Consider the following 16,912-nt stretch of genomic DNA (forward strand, 5'->3'; position numbering starts at 1 on the left):
AGCCCCCGACCGGCGGTACGCCCGGTCCCGGCGGCAAGCCCCGCCCCCGGCCCTCCGGTGCCCGGCCCGTGCCGCCCGTCGTGCTGGCCCTCCGGCGGCTTCCCTCGCCCCGGCTCACCGGGCTCGGCGCCGGGCTCTTCGCCTCCGCCGTGATGCTGGTCCTCGGCCTCCTCGACCTGCTGCTCTTCGACTCCTCCCCGGTCTTCTACGGGCTGCTCTTCCTGCCGGTCAGCGCCCTCACCGCGCTCTGGGTCCGGCCCTCCGACCTCGTCACCGCCCCCATCAGCGTCCCCATCGCCTTCGCCGTCGGCATCGTCCCCGTCTCCGGCGGCACCGGCGGCATCGGAGGGCAGGCCATGGCCGTCGTGACCGCCCTCGCCGTGCACGCCGGATGGCTGTACGGCGGCACGCTCGTCGCCGGGCTCATCGCGAGCGTCCGGAAGGTGCGGGAGATGGGCCGCCGTCCGCGCCTCGCCCGGATCTCCCCCGCCCCCGGCGGCGGGAAGGGGGGCGGGAGCGGCCCCGGCGCCAAGCCCGGCAGCGGTGCCGACGAGCCCGGTCGCGGCACTCCCCCACGCCGCCGCCCGTCCCCGTACACGTAGCCCCGCATACGCAGACCCGCATACGGGGGACCCGTACACGCAGGCCCGTACGCATGGACCCGTACACGTGGACCCATGCGCATGAACCCGTACACGTAGCCCCGTACACGTAGCCCGCATACGTGAATCCGGATCCGCAGACCCCGTACCGCCTCGCCTCGCCCCGTACCGTCCCGTGCCGCCTCGCCCCGCTACCCGGCCGCCCGGCCGGTCGCCGCCATTCCCGCTCCCACGATTCCCGCGTTGTTGCGGAGTTCCGCCGGGACGATCTCCGCCCTGATGCCTTCCAGGAGCGGCAGGAACCTGTCGGCCTTGCGGCTCACCCCGCCGCCGATGATGAACAGCTCCGGCGAGAACAGCATCTCCACGTGCGCGAGGTACTTGCGCAGCCGCCGTGTCGCCCAGTGTTCCCAGGTGAGGTCCTCGTCCTCCTTGGCCTTCGTCGAGGCCCTGGTCTCGGCGTCGTGGCCCTTCAGCTCCAGATGGCCGAGTTCCGTGTTCGGGACGAGCCGGCCGTCGACGAAGAGCGCCGAGCCGATGCCGGTGCCGAGGGTCAGCAGGATCACGGTGCCCTTGCGGCCCCGGCCCGCGCCGTAGGTCATCTCGGCGATCCCGGCCGCGTCGGCGTCGTTGAGGATCGTGACGGGCAGTCCGCCGAGGCGTTCGCTCAGCAGGGTGCCCGCGTCGACCCCGATCCAGGACTTGTCGACGTTCGCGGCCGTACGGACCGTGGAGCCGGTGACCACCCCGGGGAAGGTCACCCCCACCGGTCCGGTCCAGCCGAAGTGCTCCACGACCTCGACGACGCGGCCCGCCACACCGTCGGGTGTGGCGGGCTGCGGGGTCAGGACCTTGTGGCGCTCCTCGGCGAGCGCGCCGCGCTCCAGATCCACGGGCGCGCCCTTGATGCCCGAGCCGCCGATGTCCACTCCGAAGACGTTCATGGACCCACGGTAAGGGCTGGCAGGCGCCTGGTTCCTGCTTGACGGCTCCGGTCGGTTCCCGACCGGTCCGGTTACTTCTTGACGGGTCCGGTCACTTCGTGACCGGTCCGGCGGATTCGGGGCGCGCGGCGGGGCCCTCGGCGAGGAGTCGCTCCGCCTGGGCGCGCAGGTCCTTGTCGCGGAGTTCCTTGGGCAGCGAGAACGTGAGCGACTCGTCGGCCGTCTTGACGATCTCCACATCGGCGTAACCGCGCTCGGAGAGCCACTCCAGGACCTCCTGCACCAGGACGTCCGGGACGGAGGCGCCGGAGGAGAGGCCGACGCTGCTCACGCCTTCGAGCCAGGCTTCGTCGATCTCGCTCGCGAAGTCGACCAGGTACGCGGCGGGGACGCCCGCCTGCTTGGCGACCTCGACCATGCGGATCGAGTTCGAGGAGTTCTTCGAGCCGACGACGATCACCAGCTCGGCCTGGCCCGCCAGCTCCTTGATCGCGGTCTGGCGGTTCTGCGTGGCGTAGCAGATGTCGTCGGACGGCGGGGAGATCAGCTGCGGGAACTTCTCCTTCAGCGCGTCGACCGTCTCCATCGTCTCGTCGACGGACAGGGTGGTCTGGGAGAGCCAGACGACCCGGGAGGGATCGCGGACCTCGATGTTCGCCACGTCCTCGGGGCCGTCGACCAGCTGGATGTGGTCGGGTGCCTCGCCGGAGGTGCCGACGACCTCCTCGTGGCCCTCGTGGCCGATGAGGAGGATGTCGAAGTCCTCCTTGGCGAAGCGGACGGCTTCCTTGTGGACCTTGGTGACCAGCGGGCAGGTGGCGTCGATGGTGGCGAGCCGGCCCTGCCGGGCCTCCTCGTGGACGGCGGGGGCGACGCCGTGCGCGGAGAACATCACGATGTTGCCCGGCGGCACCTCGGTCGCCTGGTCGACGAAGATCGCGCCCTTCCGTTCGAGCGTCTGGACCACGTACTTGTTGTGGACGATCTCGTGGCGGACGTAGATCGGCGCGCCGTACTGCTCCAGGGCCTTCTCCACGGCGATCACGGCACGGTCCACACCCGCGCAGTAGCCACGGGGAGCGGCGAGCAGGACACGCTTCGGGCGGCTCGGCGCGGAGGCGGCTTCGGGCGTCGGCGCGGGCGTTGCAGTCATGCGTCCCATCGTAAGGCCGCGTCGGTGAGCGGTTTGATCGGCACGGTGGCTGAAACTGTGCCCATGGCCGAGGAATCGCAGAGAGTGGCGCCCGGTGACGGTGCCCCGCATTCGGGACTTCGACGGAACCTCGGGTTCCGCGATCTGGTCGTCTACGGGCTGCTGTTCATCGCCCCGATGGCCCCCGTCGGCGTCTACGGCACGCTGGACGCCAGATCAGGCGGCGCCGTCGCACTGGTGTACGTCGTGGCCACCATCGCCATGGCCTTCACCGCGTTCAGCTACGCGCAGATGGTGCGGGTCGCCCCGCAGGCCGGCTCCGTCTTCACGTACGCGCGCAAGGGGCTCGGGGAAGGGCCGGGATTCATCGCCGGGTGGATGGCGATGCTCGACTATCTGCTGATCCCGGCGGTCGCCTATCTCTTCGCGGGCATCGCCATGGAGGCGCTGGTCCCGGAGGTCGACCGGTGGATCTGGACCGGTATCGCCGTCGTCGTCACGACCCTGCTCAACCTGTGGGGCGTACGGGCCGCCGCCCGCGTCGGCTTCGCGGTCCTCCTGATGGAGGTCGTGGTCCTGCTGGTCTTCGTCGTCTCCGCCGTGGTGGTGCTCGTCCGGGACGGGACCCTGCGCGACTGGTGGACGCCGTTCACCGGGGACGCCTCCTTCTCGCTCACGGCGGTGCTCGGGGCGGTGTCGGTGGCCGTCCTGTCGTATCTCGGCTTCGACGCCATCGCCTCCTTCGCCGAGGAGGTCACCGGCGGTTCGGCGAAGGTGGCGCGGGCGGTGCTGTTCTGTCTGGCCCTCGCCGGTCTGCTGTTCGTGGCGCAGTCCTGGCTGGTCGCGCTGCTCGAACCGGTCTCGTCGGCGCAGCTTGCCGCCGACCCGGAGAAGCAGGGCTCGGCCTTCTACGACGCCGTGGACGCCTCGGTGGGCGGCTGGCTGCACGATCTGGTGGCCGTCTCGAAGGCGATCGGCGCCGCCTTCGCCGCGCTCGCCGGGCAGGCGGCCGGCGGGCGGCTGCTCTTCGCGATGGGCCGCGACCGGCGGCTGCCGCATGTGCTCGCCCGGACGGACGGGGGCGTGCCCAGGGTCGCGCTGCTCGTGTCGGCGGTGGTGACGATGACGGCGGCGGTGTGGGCGGCCAGGCGGTCCGACGGCCTCGACCATCTGGTGTCGGTGGTCGACGTCGGCGCCCTGACCGCCTTCGTCCTGCTGCACGCGAGCGTGGTCGGCTGGTTCGCGGTGCGGCGCGAGGAGGGCCCGCCGAACGTCCTGAAGCACGTCGTCATGCCGGTGGCAGGCGCGGCGATCCTGATCGCGGTGATCGTGGAGGCCTCGGCGGCGGCCCAGGTCGTGGGCGTGATCTGGCTGGGCGTGGGACTGGTGGTCCTGGCGGTGCAGGGGGTGACTAGGGGACCGGGAGCGCGGTGAGCCTCCGCCGGGGTGGATTCCAGACGGGGGCGGATTCCGGGCAGGGGCGGATTCCGGGCAGGGGCGGATTCCGGGTAGGGGTGATTCCGGGTAGGGGTGATTCCGGGTAGGGGCGGATTCCAGACAGGGGTACGGCTCCGAGGGGTGTCCGGCGAGGGGACGGCGCCGTGCACCGGGTGCGGGCCCGGGGGCCCCGAGCGGGGGGCGACGTGACCGGAGTACGGCCCTGAGGCGCGCCGGGCGGGACCGACGCTGAACCCGGACGCAGGGGAGGCCGTCGTGCTCCTGCGGCGCTCCGGGCGGGGGCCCCGCGCCACGGTCGGCCGGGCAGGCGGGGCGCCCGGCGCGGGCACGCGCTCCTGACGTTGTCGTACCGCGCCGTTACGCTCGGTCCATGGCTCTGACTACGTCCGCCGAAGCGCCGCTTCCCGTCGGCGAGGTCTCCCGGCTCATCGGGGGATGGATCGACCGGCTCGGGGCGATCTGGGTCGAGGGGCAGATCACGCAGCTCTCGCGGCGCCCCGGCGCCGGGGTCGTCTTCCTGACCCTGCGCGACCCCTCGCACGACATCTCCATCGGCGTCACCTGCTACCGCCAGGTCTTCGACTCGGTCGCGGACGTGGTGTCGGAGGGCGCGCGGGTCGTGGTGCGCGCCAAGCCCGAGTGGTACGCGCCGCGCGGGCAGCTGTCGCTGCGGGCGGCGGAGATCAAGCCGGTCGGGATCGGCGAGCTGCTCGCCCGGCTCGAACAGCTGAAGCGGAGCCTGGCAGGCGAGGGGCTCTTCGCCCTCGACCGGAAGAAGCCGCTGCCGTTCCTGCCGCACCGGATCGGGCTCGTCTGCGGCCGGGCGTCGGCGGCGGAGCGGGACGTCCTGGAGAACGCGCGGCGGCGCTGGCCCGCCGTCGCCTTCGAGGTGCGGAACGTGGCGGTGCAGGGCGTGAAGGCCGTCCCGCAGGTCGTCGAGGCGGTCCGGGAGCTGGACGCGCACCCGGAGGTGGACGTGATCGTCGTCGCCCGGGGCGGCGGCAGCGTGGAGGACCTGCTGCCGTTCTCGGACGAGGCGCTGATCCGCGCCGTCGCCCACTGCCGTACGCCCGTGGTCTCGGCCATCGGGCACGAGCCGGACTCGCCGCTGCTCGACCTGGTGGCCGATCTGCGCGCCTCGACGCCGACGGACGCGGCCAAGAAGGTCGTCCCGGACGTCGGCGAGGAGCTGGACCGGGTGCGGGGGCTGCGGGACCGGGCGCTGCGGACGGTGCGGGGGCTCCTCGACCGGGAGGAGCGCGGTCTCGCGCAGGCGCTCGCGCGGCCGGTCATGGAGCGCCCCCGGCGGATGGTGGAGGTCCGCGAGGACGAGGTGGCCGCGCTGCTCGCCCGGAGCAGACGGGTCCTGGGGCATCTGCTCGACCGGGCGGACTCCGAGCTGTCGCACACCCGGGCCCGGGTCCGGGCGCTTTCGCCCGCCGCGACGATGGAGCGGGGGTACGCGGTGCTCCAGCGGGCGGACGGGTCGGTGGTCCGCGCGCCGGAGGAGGTCGCGCGGGGCGAGGAGCTGCGGGCCAGGGTCGCGGAGGGCGAGTTCGCGGTCCGCCGCGTGCCCGAGACCGGGGAGTCCCCGGAGGCCGCCGGGCCCGGGGATCCGGCCTGAGCGGTGGAGCGGTACGCACGTGAGAGAACCGGAAAAGAGAGCAGGGAGCCACGGATGACGACGGGTACGGACGAGACGGCGCTGGGGTACGAGCAGGCGCGGGACGAGCTGATCGAGGTCGTCCGGCGGCTTGAGACGGGCGGGACCTCGCTTGAGGAGTCGCTGGCGCTCTGGGAGCGCGGCGAGGAGCTGGCGAAGGTGTGCCGTCGCCGTCTCGAAGGGGCGCGGGCCCGGCTCGACGCCTCACTCGCGGCGGAGCGCGCGGAGCCGGAGGGACCGGGGGGCGGCGGGGACGGGGAGGAGTAGGCCCGGGGCGGGCGCGGGGTCCGGACGGGGCCAGGGGGCCGGACGGAGCCAGGGGGCCGGACGGAGCCAGCGGGCCGGACAGGGCCAGGGGGTCCCGTAGACTTCACTTCACGGTGAAACGGATCACTATCCGAATAGGTTAGTTGAATTTTCACCAATCAAGGGCGTACTGTCGAGGCATCGCTTGAAACCCCGCAAGCGAGCCCTCTTTTTGCAGTTTGGAAGGTACGCCGCATGTCTCTCGTCCTCGACGCCGCCGCCCAGGACCTCCTCTTCCGCGAGGCCCGCACCGCCAACACGTTCACCGACGAGCCGGTGACCGACGAGCAGATCCAGGCCATCTACGAGCTGGTGAAGTTCGGCCCCACCGCCTTCAACCAGAGCCCGCTGCGCGTCACCCTGGTCCGCTCCCCCGAGGCCCGCGAGCGCCTGGTGAAGCACATGGCCGAGGGCAACCAGGCCAAGACCTCCACCGCCCCGCTGGTCGCGATCCTCTCCGCCGACAACGAGTTCCACGAGGAGCTCCCGGCCCTGCTCCCGCACTTCCCGCAGGCCAAGGACCTCTTCTTCGGCGAGCGCCCGGTCCGCGAGCAGGCCGCCGGTCTGAACGCCGCCCTCCAGGCCGCGTACTTCATCGTCGGCATCCGCGCCGCCGGTCTGGCCGCGGGCCCGATGACCGGTCTCGACTTCGCCGGCGTCCAGAAGGAGTTCCTGGACGACGACCACACCCCGCTGATGGTCGTCAACATCGGCAAGCCGGGCGAGGACGCCTGGTTCCCGCGCTCCCCGCGCCTCTCCTACGACGAGGTCATCACCACCGTCTGATCCTTCCGACGGCATGACGAAGGCCCCGCACTCCTGCGAGTGCGGGGCCTTTCGCGTACGGCCACGCCATACGGCGTGCGGCAGACGCCCTGTGCCACACGCCGTGCGGCGGGCGTCCGGCGCCGGGGGTTCAGGCCTTCCGGGACTGGAGCCTGCCCGCCATCTCGGCGAGCTGCTCGAAGGAGGCGGTGCCGGTGACCACCGTCGTCGCGCCGCCCTCCGTCCGGACGAGCGCGTCGTACTTGGGGCCCTCCCAGCGCTGCCAGACCTGGCCGGAGACCGTCTCGGTCTTCCCGGTGTCCTTCGCCTTCTGGGTGACCTGGGGCACGAACTTCCCGGGCTCCGTCGTGGACTGGTGGATCGCCACGTACTGGGTGTCCGGGGAGAGGAAGCCGAGCTGCCAGGCGTTCCCGTTCTCGCGCTTGTACGAGACGACCGTCGCCTTCCAGCCCTCGCCGAGGCCCTCGGGGGCGAGCACCGGATACGGCGCCGCCCGCTGAGCCGTCAGCAGTTCGACCCGGTAGTCCTTCGCCTTGACCGGATCGGCGTTCTCGTCGTGCGGAATGAAGAGATACATCACACCCGCGGCGACCATGATCACCCCGAGGGACTGGACCATCCCGCGTACCGTCTGCCTGCCTCGCTTGCCTGCCACGCCCCCATGGTGGCACGAGGCCTCCGGCGGCCGACACGAGGGCTGGCCGCACCCCGCGCGCTCATCCGTGGGCCCCACTGCTCATTTTATCGACCTACCGATAGAGTCAGATCACCCTCTTTTTTCCGGCCGTCGCCGTACAGAAAGGTGCGTTCCGATGACCGAGCAGCATCATCTGCCGCCCGAACTCGTCGTCTCCCCCGAGGCACCCGACCGCAATCTCGCCCTCGAACTGGTCCGCGTCACCGAGGCGGCGGCCATGGCCGCGGGCCGCTGGGTCGGTCGCGGCGACAAGATCGGCGCGGACGGCGCGGCGGTCAACGCCATGCGGACCCTGATCTCCACCGTCTCGATGAACGGCGTCGTCGTCATCGGCGAGGGGGAGAAGGACGAAGCCCCCATGCTCTTCAACGGCGAGCGGGTCGGCGACGGCACCGGCGCCGAGGTCGACATCGCCGTCGACCCGATCGACGGCACCACGCTCAACGCCAAGGGCATGCCGAACGCGATCGCCGTCCTGGCCGCCGCCGACCGCGGCGCCATGTTCGACCCGTCCGCCGTCTTCTACATGGACAAGCTGGTCACGGGTCCCGAAGCCGCCGACTTCGTCGACATCAACGCCCCGGTCTCGGTCAACATCCGACGGGTCGCCAAGGCGAAGAACTCCGCGCCCGAGGACATCACCGTCGTCATCCTGGACCGCCCCCGCCACGAGGGCATCGTCAAGGAGATCCGCGAGACGGGCGCCCGCATCAAGTTCATCTCGGACGGCGACGTCGCCGGTTCGATCATGGCCGTCCGCGAGGGCACCGGCGTCGACATGCTCATGGGCGTCGGCGGCACCCCCGAGGGCATCATCTCCGCCTGCGCCATCAAGTGCCTCGGCGGTGTGATCCAGGGCAAGCTCTGGCCCAAGGACGACGCCGAGCGGCAGAAGGCCCTCGACGCCGGTCACGACCTGGACCGGGTGCTCTCCACGAACGACCTGGTCAGCGGCGACAACGTGTTCTTCGTCGCGACCGGCATCACCGACGGCGAGCTGCTGCGCGGGGTGCGCTACCGCGCAGAGACGGCGACCACGCAGTCCCTCGTCATGCGCTCGAAGTCCGGCACGATCCGCCAGATCGACTCCACGCACCGGCTCTCGAAGCTGCGCGCGTACAGCAAGATCGACTTCGATCGGGCCAACTGACCCCGGACGGCGATGACCGCCGGTACGAAGAGGGGCGCCCCCCTGTGCGGTGGGGGCGCCCCTCTTCGTACGGGTCCGCTCGGACGCCCGGTCCGCGACGCGGGCCCGTCGTCAACCCGCCTTCGCGACGCGCTCGCCCGCCGCGGTCTTCCTCAGCTCGACCTCCCGGCGCCTGCGGCGGGCCAGCGCGACCCGGCGCTCGGCCGCCGTGAGCCCGCCCCACACCCCGTACGGCTCGGGCTGGAGCAGTGCGTGCTCGCGGCACTCGACCATCACGGGGCAGCGCCCGCAGACCCGCTTGGCCGCCGCCTCCCGCGCGAGGCGCGCGGCGGTCGGCTCCTTGGAGGGGGCGAAGAAGAGACCCGCCTCGTCCCGGCGGCACACCGCCTCCGCGTGCCAGGGCCCGCCCTCGTCCACCCGGGCGGGGGCACGCGAAGAGGGGGTGGCGGCGACCCGGAGGGGCTGAGGCGGCAATTCCAGCACGGTCTACTCCTGACGACGGCTTCACGAGCGAGCGGCGATGCCCCAGCCCTACCCGCTGTGCGCACGCCTATGCACTGCGTGCGCTCCCGTTCCGCTCTGCGGATATCAGAAGACGAATTCCGGTCACCTCAGGGGTGGTTCCCCGGCCGCACACCCGCCGCCGGCCTTCCGCGAACCCCGCCATCGCCCCTCCGCGACCCCCGTCGCCGCCTCTCCCCGGCCCCTCCGTAAGGCCGCCGTCGACCCGTCGCCGAACCCAGCGCCGAACCCGGCGTCAAGCCAGTCGCCGAACCGGCGTCAGTCGCCGATCCGCTTGCGCAGCCGGTCCTGGAGGTCGGTGATCCACTTGCCGCGCTTCGGTCTGGCCTCGACGTTTCCGAAGACCGAGTAGCCGTTGATGACGACGAGCGGAGCCTGCGGGTCGACGCCCTCCAGGGTCACGACCTCGAAGTTGCCGAAGATGCCGCTGCCGCTGCCGCGCAGGCTGATGTTCTCCGGGACCCGGACCTCGACATTGCCGAAGATCGAGGTCGCGTTGATCGTGGTCAGCCGCTGGGCGAAGATCGCCTCGGTCAGGTCGATCTCGATGTTCCCGAAGAGCGCGAACGCGTTCGTCTTGCGGCCCACCCGCCAGCGGCCCTTGCGGGTGGTGCTGGAGAAGACCGCGACGAGGCTGTCGGCGGGACCGTCGGGCTCCTCGGGACCGTACGCGTAGGCCGAGTCGGGCTGCGGACGGGCGGTGCGCGCCCCGGGCAGATCGCGGACGATCGGCTCCAGCTCCCCGACGGTCTTGGCCCGGTAGACCGCGTCGATCCGGTCCGCGTGCTCCTCGGCGTCGAGCCGGCCCTCCGCCAGGGCGTCCCTGAGGATGTCCGCGATCCGGTCCCGGTCCGCGTCCGAGGCCCGCAGCCCGCCCGGCGGATCGGCGAAGACGGGCTCGGCCCGACCGGTCTCGGCGGGAGCGGCCTGCCGCTGCGGCTGGGGCTGCATGTCGGGTTCGGGCTTCTTTTCGAGGTCCACGGCCCCAGCCTAGCGAAACGCGATAGATCGCGACCAGAGGGCGGGGCCGCCGCCTGTGGAAAACTCCGCGCGCCCCACAGGAAACCCGTGCGTATCCCCGAAAGCCCCGCAATCGACGTACAAGCCCTCGAACCGCCCCGCGCCGGATCGCCTCAAGGGGCGTTCAAGTGAGCCTTACCTCACAGGACCGCACCCGGAGCGGCGCTCTACGCTGGAGGGCGCACTGCCAGCGGAGGCCGTGCGCCGTCTTTGCCGAGTGAGGAATGGCCCCCATGCCAGAGTTTGCGTACTCCGATCTGCTCCCCCTGGGAGAGGACACCACGCCCTACCGCCTGGTGACCTCCGAAGGCGTCTCCACCTTCGAGGCCGACGGCCGTACGTTCCTCAAGGTCGAGCCGGAGGCGCTGCGCACGCTCGCCGCCGAGGCGATCCACGACATCCAGCACTTCCTGCGCCCGGCGCACCTCGCGCAGCTGCGCCGGATCATCGACGACCCCGAGGCGTCCTCGAACGACAAGTTCGTCGCCCTCGACCTCCTCAAGAACGCGAACATCGCCGCCGCCGGCGTCCTGCCCATGTGCCAGGACACGGGCACCGCGATCGTCATGGGCAAGCGCGGCCAGAACGTGCTGACCCGGGGGCAGGACGAGGAGGCCCTGTCGAAGGGCGTCTTCGACGCGTACACCAAGCTGAACCTGCGGTACTCGCAGATGGCCCCGGTGACCATGTGGGAGGAGAAGAACACCGGCTCGAACCTGCCCGCGCAGATCGAGCTGTACGCGACCGACGGCGGCGCGTACAAGTTCCTCTTCATGGCCAAGGGCGGCGGCTCCGCCAACAAGTCCTTCCTCTACCAGGAGACGAAGGCCGTCCTCAACGAGGCGAGCATGATGAAGTTCCTGGAGGAGAAGATCCGCTCGCTCGGCACGGCCGCCTGCCCGCCGTACCACCTGGCGATCGTCGTCGGCGGCACCAGCGCCGAGTTCGCGCTCAAGACGGCCAAGTACGCCTCCGCGCACTACCTGGACGAGCTGCCCACCGAGGGCTCGGCCGAGACCGGTCACGGCTTCCGCGACAAGGAGCTGGAGGAGAAGGTCTTCGAGCTGACGCAGAAGATCGGCATCGGCGCGCAGTTCGGCGGCAAGTACTTCTGCCACGACGTGCGGGTCGTGCGCCTGCCCCGGCACGGCGCCTCGCTGCCGGTCGCGATCGCCGTCTCCTGCTCGGCGGACCGTCAGGCCGTCGCGAAGATCACCGCCGAGGGCGTCTTCCTGGAGCAGCTGGAGACCGACCCGGCGCGCTTCCTCCCGGAGACCACGGAGGAGCACCTCGACGAGTCCTCCGACGTGGTGACGATCGATCTGAACCAGCCGATGGACGCCATCCTGGCCGAGCTGAGCAAGTACCCGGTCAAGACCCGCCTCTCGCTCAACGGGCCGCTGGTCGTGGCGCGTGACATCGCGCACGCCAAGATCAAGGAGCGGCTCGACGCGGGCGAGGAGATGCCGCAGTACCTGAAGGACCACCCGGTGTACTACGCGGGCCCGGCGAAGACCCCCGAGGGGTACGCCTCCGGCTCCTTCGGCCCGACGACGGCCGGCCGGATGGACAGCTACGTGGAGCAGTTCCAGGCGGCGGGCGGCTCGAAGGTCATGCTGGCCAAGGGCAACCGCTCGAAGCAGGTCACGGACGCGTGCGGCACGCACGGCGGCTTCTACCTGGGCTCCATCGGCGGCCCCGCGGCCCGGCTCGCCCAGGACTGCATCAAGAAGGTCGAGGTCGTCGAGTACGAGGAACTCGGCATGGAGGCGGTCTGGAAGATCGAGGTCGAGGACTTCCCGGCGTTCATCGTGGTGGACGACAAGGGCAACGACTTCTTCCAGAACCCGGCGCCGGAGCCGACGTTCACCCACATCCCGGTGCGCGGCCCCGGTCTCGCCTGACCCGGCCCCCGCACCGCTCGCGGGAGGCAGGACGCCCCCCGGTCCCTGGGACCGGGGGGCGTCCGTCGTACGGCAGGCCGTGCGGAGGGCGGCTACGCGAACTTCTGGCTCGCGGAGCCGTCGCAGTTCTGGAGCCGGACCGGCTGCCTGGCCGCGCTCTGGGCGAGGCAGAGTCCGGTCGCGGCGGCGGGGCGGATCGTGGCTCCGTCGCGGACGAACTTCTGGTTGGCGGCGCCGGAGCAGTTCCAGACGATGAGGGCCTTGCCCGCCGTGTAGGCGGCGCCGGGCACGTCGAGGCAGCGGTCCTGGGTCAGCTCGGTGTGCAGGCTGCGGCGGGTGGAGTCGTACCACCAGCCCTGGTTGCGACCGCCGTGGCAGTCCCAGCCGAGGACGGCGGTGTCGTTCGCCGAGGAGGAGGCGTCGACGTCCACGCAGTTGCCGGTGGCCTGGTTCCGCAGCGGCCGGTAGACGTCGTCCCAGGCGACCGGGAAGAGGGTCGGCGTGCCGGAGGAGTCGACGTCGGCGCAGGCGGCCTCACGGAGCCCCGAGCCGTAGATCTGGGTGAGGCAGGACGCGAAGGCGGCGTGGCCGCTCTTGTTGGGGTGGAAGGACTGGCGGACGGAGTTCTCGTCCGGGGTGCCGGGCTTGGTCAGGTCGATGTAGAGGCCCCGGGCCCAGGTGTCCTCCATGCAGACCTCGTGGCCGTGGAAGAGCCGCGAGTTGTCGAGGTAGACGGCGCCGGTGGCGGCGGCGGCCGCGCGCATGCCCCGTTCGAAGGCGGGCACTGCGGTGTTGCGGCCCCAGGCGGTGTCGGAGTCGTAGCCCATGCCGCCGCAGATCAGCTTGCCGGGGAAGCTCGGGTTGTCCTTGAAGTCGGGGCCGATGGGGCTGGGGTAGCCCATGACGACGAGCTTGTAGTCGCCGTCGGCGTAACCGGCGTCGGTCATGACGGTCCTGAGGTCCCGGATGGTCTGCTCGACCTTGGGGACGAGTCCGTCGACGCGCGTCTGCCAGCCGGGGGCGTACTTGGGCTCGCAGGTGCCCTGGCTGAGCAGGTAGCGCTGGACGCAGTCGGTCATGACGGGGCCGAACTGGAGGTCGTCGTTGGCTCCGGCGACGAGCAGGACCATCTTGATCCGGGTGTTGCGCGCCTTGATGGCGAGGTTGTCGCTCTGGACCAGCTCGTCGGCGTACTGCTTGCTGCCGCCGACGCGGATGTTGCCGGTGTACGCGCCGGAGCAGGCCACGTTGAACGTGAGGTCGGCGGGGATTCCGGTGCGGTGGATGGCGGCGTCGGGAGAGCGGTGACACCAGTTGGAGGGGCCGTTGGTGGGCGACTCGTAGGTGCCCACGCCCTCGCCGGAGATCTCGCTGTCGCCGAGGGAGATCAGTCCGGTCTTGCGCTGGGCGAGCGGGCGCTCGGCCGGGTCGCCGTAGATCTTCGTGGCCTCGGCGGCGCGGACCGCCTCCAGCTGGGGCGGGAGCGGTACGGCGGTGAGTGCGGCGGGTCCTGCGGGGGCCGCGCCCGCAGGGGCCGCGGCGGTCATCGTGCCGAGGGCCGCGGCGGCTGCGGCGACGACGACGATGGGCCAGCGGAGTCTGTACCTGGTGCGCCTCATTGCGCCTCCTGGAAGTGGGGTTACCCACGGTTTTTACTGTCCGGTACGCCCGATGGGAATACATCGAACAAGACAAGTGCTCAGCTTTTCTGGGAGGTTCGAAGGACATGAACGAGACAGACCGGGCCGAGAGCTATCGGATCGAGCACGACTCCATGGGCGAGGTGCGGGTCCCCGCGCACGCCAAGTGGCGGGCCCAGACCCAGCGGGCGGTGGAGAACTTCCCCGTCTCCGGGCAGCGCCTCGAACGCGCCCACATCGAGGCCCTGGCCCGGATCAAGGCGGCCGCCGCCCGGGTCAACGCCGAACTCGGGGTGCTGGACGGGGACCGCGCCGAGGCCATCGCGTCGGCCGCGGCCGAGGTCGCCGAGGGGCGCTGGGACGAGCACTTCCCCGTCGACGTCTTCCAGACCGGCTCGGGCACCTCGTCCAACATGAACGCCAACGAGGTGATCGCGACCCTGGCCACCGAGCGGCTGCCGGAGGGGCGCGAGGTGCACCCCAACGACCATGTGAACGCCTCGCAGTCGTCCAACGACGTCTTCCCCTCCTCCATCCACATCGCTGCCACCGCCGCCGTCACCGACGACCTCCTCCCGGCCCTCACGCATCTGGCCACCGCGCTTGAGCGAAAATCAGCCGAATTCTCGACGGTCGTGAAGTCGGGCCGCACCCATCTCATGGACGCCACCCCGGTCACCCTCGGCCAGGAGTTCGGCGGCTACGCGGCCCAGATCCGGTACGGCGCCGACCGGTTGCGCTCGGCGCTCCCCCGGCTCGCCGAGCTACCCCTGGGCGGCACGGCGGTGGGCACCGGCATCAACACCCCGCCCGGCTTCTCCGCCGCCGTCATCGCGGAGGTCGCCCGCGCGACCGGGCTGCCGCTGACCGAGGCGCGCGACCACTTCGAGGCCCAGGGCGCCAGGGACGCCCTCGTGGAGACGTCCGGGCAGCTCCGTACGGTCGCGGTCTCCCTCACGAAGATCTCCAACGATCTGCGCTGGATGGCCAGCGGCCCCCGCACCGGGCTCGCCGAGATCAACCTCCCCGACCTCCAGCCGGGCTCCTCGATCATGCCGGGCAAGGTGAACCCGGTCATCCCCGAGGCGGTCCTCATGGTCGCCGCGCAGGTGACAGGAAACGACACCACGGTGGCGGTGGCGGGCGCGGCGGGGAACTTCGAGCTCAACGTCATGCTGCCGGTGATGGCGAAGAACCTCCTGGAGTCCGTGCGGCTGCTCGCCCGCGCCTCCCGGCTGCTCGCCGACCGCACGGTGGACGGGATCACGGCCAACGCCGAACGGGCCAGGGAGTACGCCGAGTCCTCGCCGTCCGTGGTCACGCCGCTGAACAAGTACATCGGCTACGAGGAGGCTGCCAAGGTCGCCAAGAAGTCCCTCGCCGAGCGGAGGACGATCCGTGAAGTGGTCCTGGAATCCGGCTACGTGGAGCGCGGCGACCTCACCGTCGAGCAGCTGGACGAGGCCCTGGACGTACTGCGCATGACGCGTCCTTGAGACGCGGGTGTGGACGCGGGACGCAGAAGGCGTCCACCGGCGGCCGTAGGCGGGTGCGGACGGGTGCGGAGCCCGCACACAGGAGCGCGTGCGGGGGTCGTGGGCGGGGGCGTGGGCGCCCGCGTACGTCGGGTACGGCCCCGCGCCTCCCCGGGGGGCGGCAAGGGGGCGTACGCCGGAGTGAAGTGCCCTCGGGACAGGGGGCGTACGCCGGGGCGCTCGGATCGTTCCACGACAGGCGTACGCCGGTGTGAACAGCGCCTTCGTCAGCGCGCCCCCGGCCGGGGGCGCCGGGTCGCACGCCGGGTGCCCGCCCGGCGCACCCAAGTGACCCACCGGTAGCAACCGGCCGGTAGCCGCCCTTTCGTGATCTGTACCGCAGCGGCCGGGAGAGCGCGCCCCTAGGATCTGCGCATGACAGGATCGGACGGCTCCCAGCACTGGGCGCCGGGGGATCACATCCTCTGGCGCTACCGCGGCAACGGCACCGGAGCGGTGCACATCTGCCGACCGGTGACGGTCGTGCGCGACACGCCCGAGCTGCTCGCGGTCTGGATGGCACCCGGCACCGAATGCGTCCGGCCGGTGCTCGCCGACGGCACCTCCGTCCACGACGAGCCGCTCGCCACCCGCTACACCGCCGCGCGCACCACGGAACACGCGCACTGGTCGGGCAGCGGAGTCCTGAAACTGGCCCGCCCCGACGAGCCCTGGTCCGTCTGGCTCTTCTGGGACCGGGACTGGCGGTTCCGCAGCTGGTACGTGAACCTGGAGGAGCCGCGCGCCCGCTGGTCCGGCGGCGTCGACTCCGAGGACCACTTCCTCGACATCTCCGTCTTCCCCGACCGCAGCTGGCTCTGGCGCGACGAGGACGAGTTCGCGCAGGCCCAGCGGTCCGGTCTGATGGGAGCCCGGCAGGCCGAGCGGGTGCGGACGGCCGGGCGGCTCGCGGTGGACCGGATCGCTTCCTGGGGGGCGCCGTTCGCGGACGGCTGGGAGGACTGGCGCCCCGATCCGGAGTGGCGGATTCCGGAGTTGCCGTCCGACTGGGACCGCACTCCGGCGCACACGGCCCCGTGAGACCCTTGCTGCGCCCCCGGGGTTCAAACGTAGGATCGTCCTCCGCACGGCGGAGGCGGATCCGACGGCACCACGGACCGGCTCGACGGCACGTCGTACCGAACCGACTGCTCGTCAAGGACCGACCACAGCGCAGGACCTGATCAGAAGTCACCCACGAGGGGGAGAACAGTGCCGGACGTCTGCCCGGGTGTTCCGACCCCTGCCGTTGCCGCCGCTCGCGGAGCCTCCACATCCGCCGCCCAGCAGGGGTTTAGCCCCGCCGAAGGCGCGGCATCGGCGAGAAGAGCGAGTGCATCGCACCACCGGCCCGGATGGACGGAACCCCACGCGTGACGGAGCATCCCACCTCCCACGAAGGCCGGCAGCCCCTGGCTGCCCGGTCGCAGGAACACGCGCGCCCCCGCCAGGAGGCGCCGGTCGGCCTGCCCTCCGACGCGCCCGCCCCGCCGGGCGGGGCGGCGGTCCCGGCGGCCGTCCCGGCTCCCGTC

Annotated in this window: 15 protein-coding genes; 9 read left to right on the forward strand and 6 right to left on the reverse strand. The window is 71.6% G+C overall.

All coding sequences use genetic code 11. The features are described from left to right. Positions 1-68: 68 nt before the first annotated feature. The gene (locus BU197_RS00185) at positions 69-602 is read left to right on the forward strand and encodes a DUF6542 domain-containing protein (RefSeq protein WP_317452163.1); all 534 of its coding nucleotides are present in this window, start codon (positions 69-71) and stop codon (positions 600-602) included. Positions 603-793: 191 nt separating this feature from the next. Here the strand turns inward: BU197_RS00185 and ppgK are convergent, their stop codons facing one another. Together ppgK and BU197_RS00195 are read right to left on the reverse strand one after the other, a co-directional pair. Continuing rightward, positions 794-1,546 (reverse strand): polyphosphate--glucose phosphotransferase, encoded by a 753-nt coding sequence (gene ppgK, locus BU197_RS00190; RefSeq protein ID WP_188266075.1) that lies wholly within the window; start codon positions 1,544-1,546, stop codon positions 794-796. A 91-nt stretch (positions 1,547-1,637) separates the two neighbouring features. Continuing rightward, positions 1,638-2,708: a 4-hydroxy-3-methylbut-2-enyl diphosphate reductase gene (locus BU197_RS00195; protein WP_188266076.1), complete on the reverse strand. Its 1,071-nt coding sequence runs from the start codon at positions 2,706-2,708 to the stop codon at positions 1,638-1,640. Between the two features lie 54 nt (positions 2,709-2,762). Between BU197_RS00195 and BU197_RS00200 the strand changes: the two genes are divergently transcribed. The 4 genes from BU197_RS00200 (at position 2,763) to BU197_RS00215 (ending at position 6,912) form a co-directional block, all read left to right on the forward strand. Further along, a complete protein-coding gene (locus BU197_RS00200) occupies positions 2,763-4,133 on the forward strand; it encodes an APC family permease (protein ID WP_188266077.1) in 1,371 nt (456 codons plus the stop codon). A gap of 394 nt (positions 4,134-4,527) precedes the next feature. Continuing rightward, positions 4,528-5,781: an exodeoxyribonuclease VII large subunit gene (xseA, locus tag BU197_RS00205; RefSeq protein ID WP_188266078.1), complete on the forward strand. Its 1,254-nt coding sequence runs from the start codon at positions 4,528-4,530 to the stop codon at positions 5,779-5,781. 54 nt (positions 5,782-5,835) lie between these two features. Next, positions 5,836-6,087, forward strand: coding sequence for an exodeoxyribonuclease VII small subunit (locus BU197_RS00210; protein WP_188266079.1), 252 nt, complete (start codon positions 5,836-5,838; stop codon positions 6,085-6,087). A gap of 234 nt (positions 6,088-6,321) precedes the next feature. Beyond that, on the forward strand, positions 6,322-6,912 hold the full coding sequence (locus BU197_RS00215; RefSeq protein WP_188266080.1) for a malonic semialdehyde reductase: 591 nt from the start codon (positions 6,322-6,324) through the stop codon (positions 6,910-6,912). 130 nt (positions 6,913-7,042) lie between these two features. Here the strand turns inward: BU197_RS00215 and BU197_RS00220 are convergent, their stop codons facing one another. After that, positions 7,043-7,567 (reverse strand): DUF4245 domain-containing protein, encoded by a 525-nt coding sequence (locus BU197_RS00220; protein ID WP_188266081.1) that lies wholly within the window; start codon positions 7,565-7,567, stop codon positions 7,043-7,045. A gap of 157 nt (positions 7,568-7,724) precedes the next feature. Between BU197_RS00220 and glpX the strand changes: the two genes are divergently transcribed. After that, positions 7,725-8,759, forward strand: a complete 1,035-nt coding sequence (gene glpX, locus BU197_RS00225) for a class II fructose-bisphosphatase (RefSeq protein WP_188266082.1) — start codon at positions 7,725-7,727, stop codon at positions 8,757-8,759. A gap of 111 nt (positions 8,760-8,870) precedes the next feature. Here the strand turns inward: glpX and BU197_RS00230 are convergent, their stop codons facing one another. Then, positions 8,871-9,242 carry a WhiB family transcriptional regulator gene (locus BU197_RS00230; RefSeq protein WP_188266083.1) on the reverse strand — a complete coding sequence of 124 codons (372 nt, stop codon included), beginning with the start codon at positions 9,240-9,242 and terminating at the stop codon, positions 8,871-8,873. A 297-nt stretch (positions 9,243-9,539) separates the two neighbouring features. After that, complete coding sequence (locus BU197_RS00235; RefSeq protein ID WP_317452162.1) at positions 9,540-10,262, reverse strand: DUF1707 domain-containing protein; 723 nt, start codon at positions 10,260-10,262, stop codon at positions 9,540-9,542. A gap of 272 nt (positions 10,263-10,534) precedes the next feature. Here BU197_RS00235 and BU197_RS00240 point away from each other — a divergent pair, with 272 nt between their 5' ends. Next, a complete protein-coding gene (locus tag BU197_RS00240; RefSeq protein WP_188266084.1) occupies positions 10,535-12,205 on the forward strand; it encodes a fumarate hydratase in 1,671 nt (556 codons plus the stop codon). A gap of 92 nt (positions 12,206-12,297) precedes the next feature. Here BU197_RS00240 and BU197_RS00245 read toward each other — a convergent pair whose 3' ends face one another. Further along, the gene (locus BU197_RS00245) at positions 12,298-13,824 is read right to left on the reverse strand and encodes a ricin-type beta-trefoil lectin domain protein (RefSeq protein ID WP_188266085.1); all 1,527 of its coding nucleotides are present in this window, start codon (positions 13,822-13,824) and stop codon (positions 12,298-12,300) included. Positions 13,825-13,931: 107 nt separating this feature from the next. Between BU197_RS00245 and BU197_RS00250 the strand changes: the two genes are divergently transcribed. Continuing rightward, entirely contained in the window at positions 13,932-15,341 is a 1,410-nt protein-coding gene (locus BU197_RS00250) for a class II fumarate hydratase (protein WP_188266086.1), read from the forward strand. Between the two features lie 414 nt (positions 15,342-15,755). Next, positions 15,756-16,421: a DUF402 domain-containing protein gene (locus BU197_RS00255; RefSeq protein WP_188266087.1), complete on the forward strand. Its 666-nt coding sequence runs from the start codon at positions 15,756-15,758 to the stop codon at positions 16,419-16,421. Positions 16,422-16,912 lie beyond the last annotated feature (491 nt).

The organism is Streptomyces sp. CBMA291, assembly GCF_014596525.1.
GTDB lineage: Bacteria > Actinomycetota > Actinomycetes > Streptomycetales > Streptomycetaceae > Streptomyces.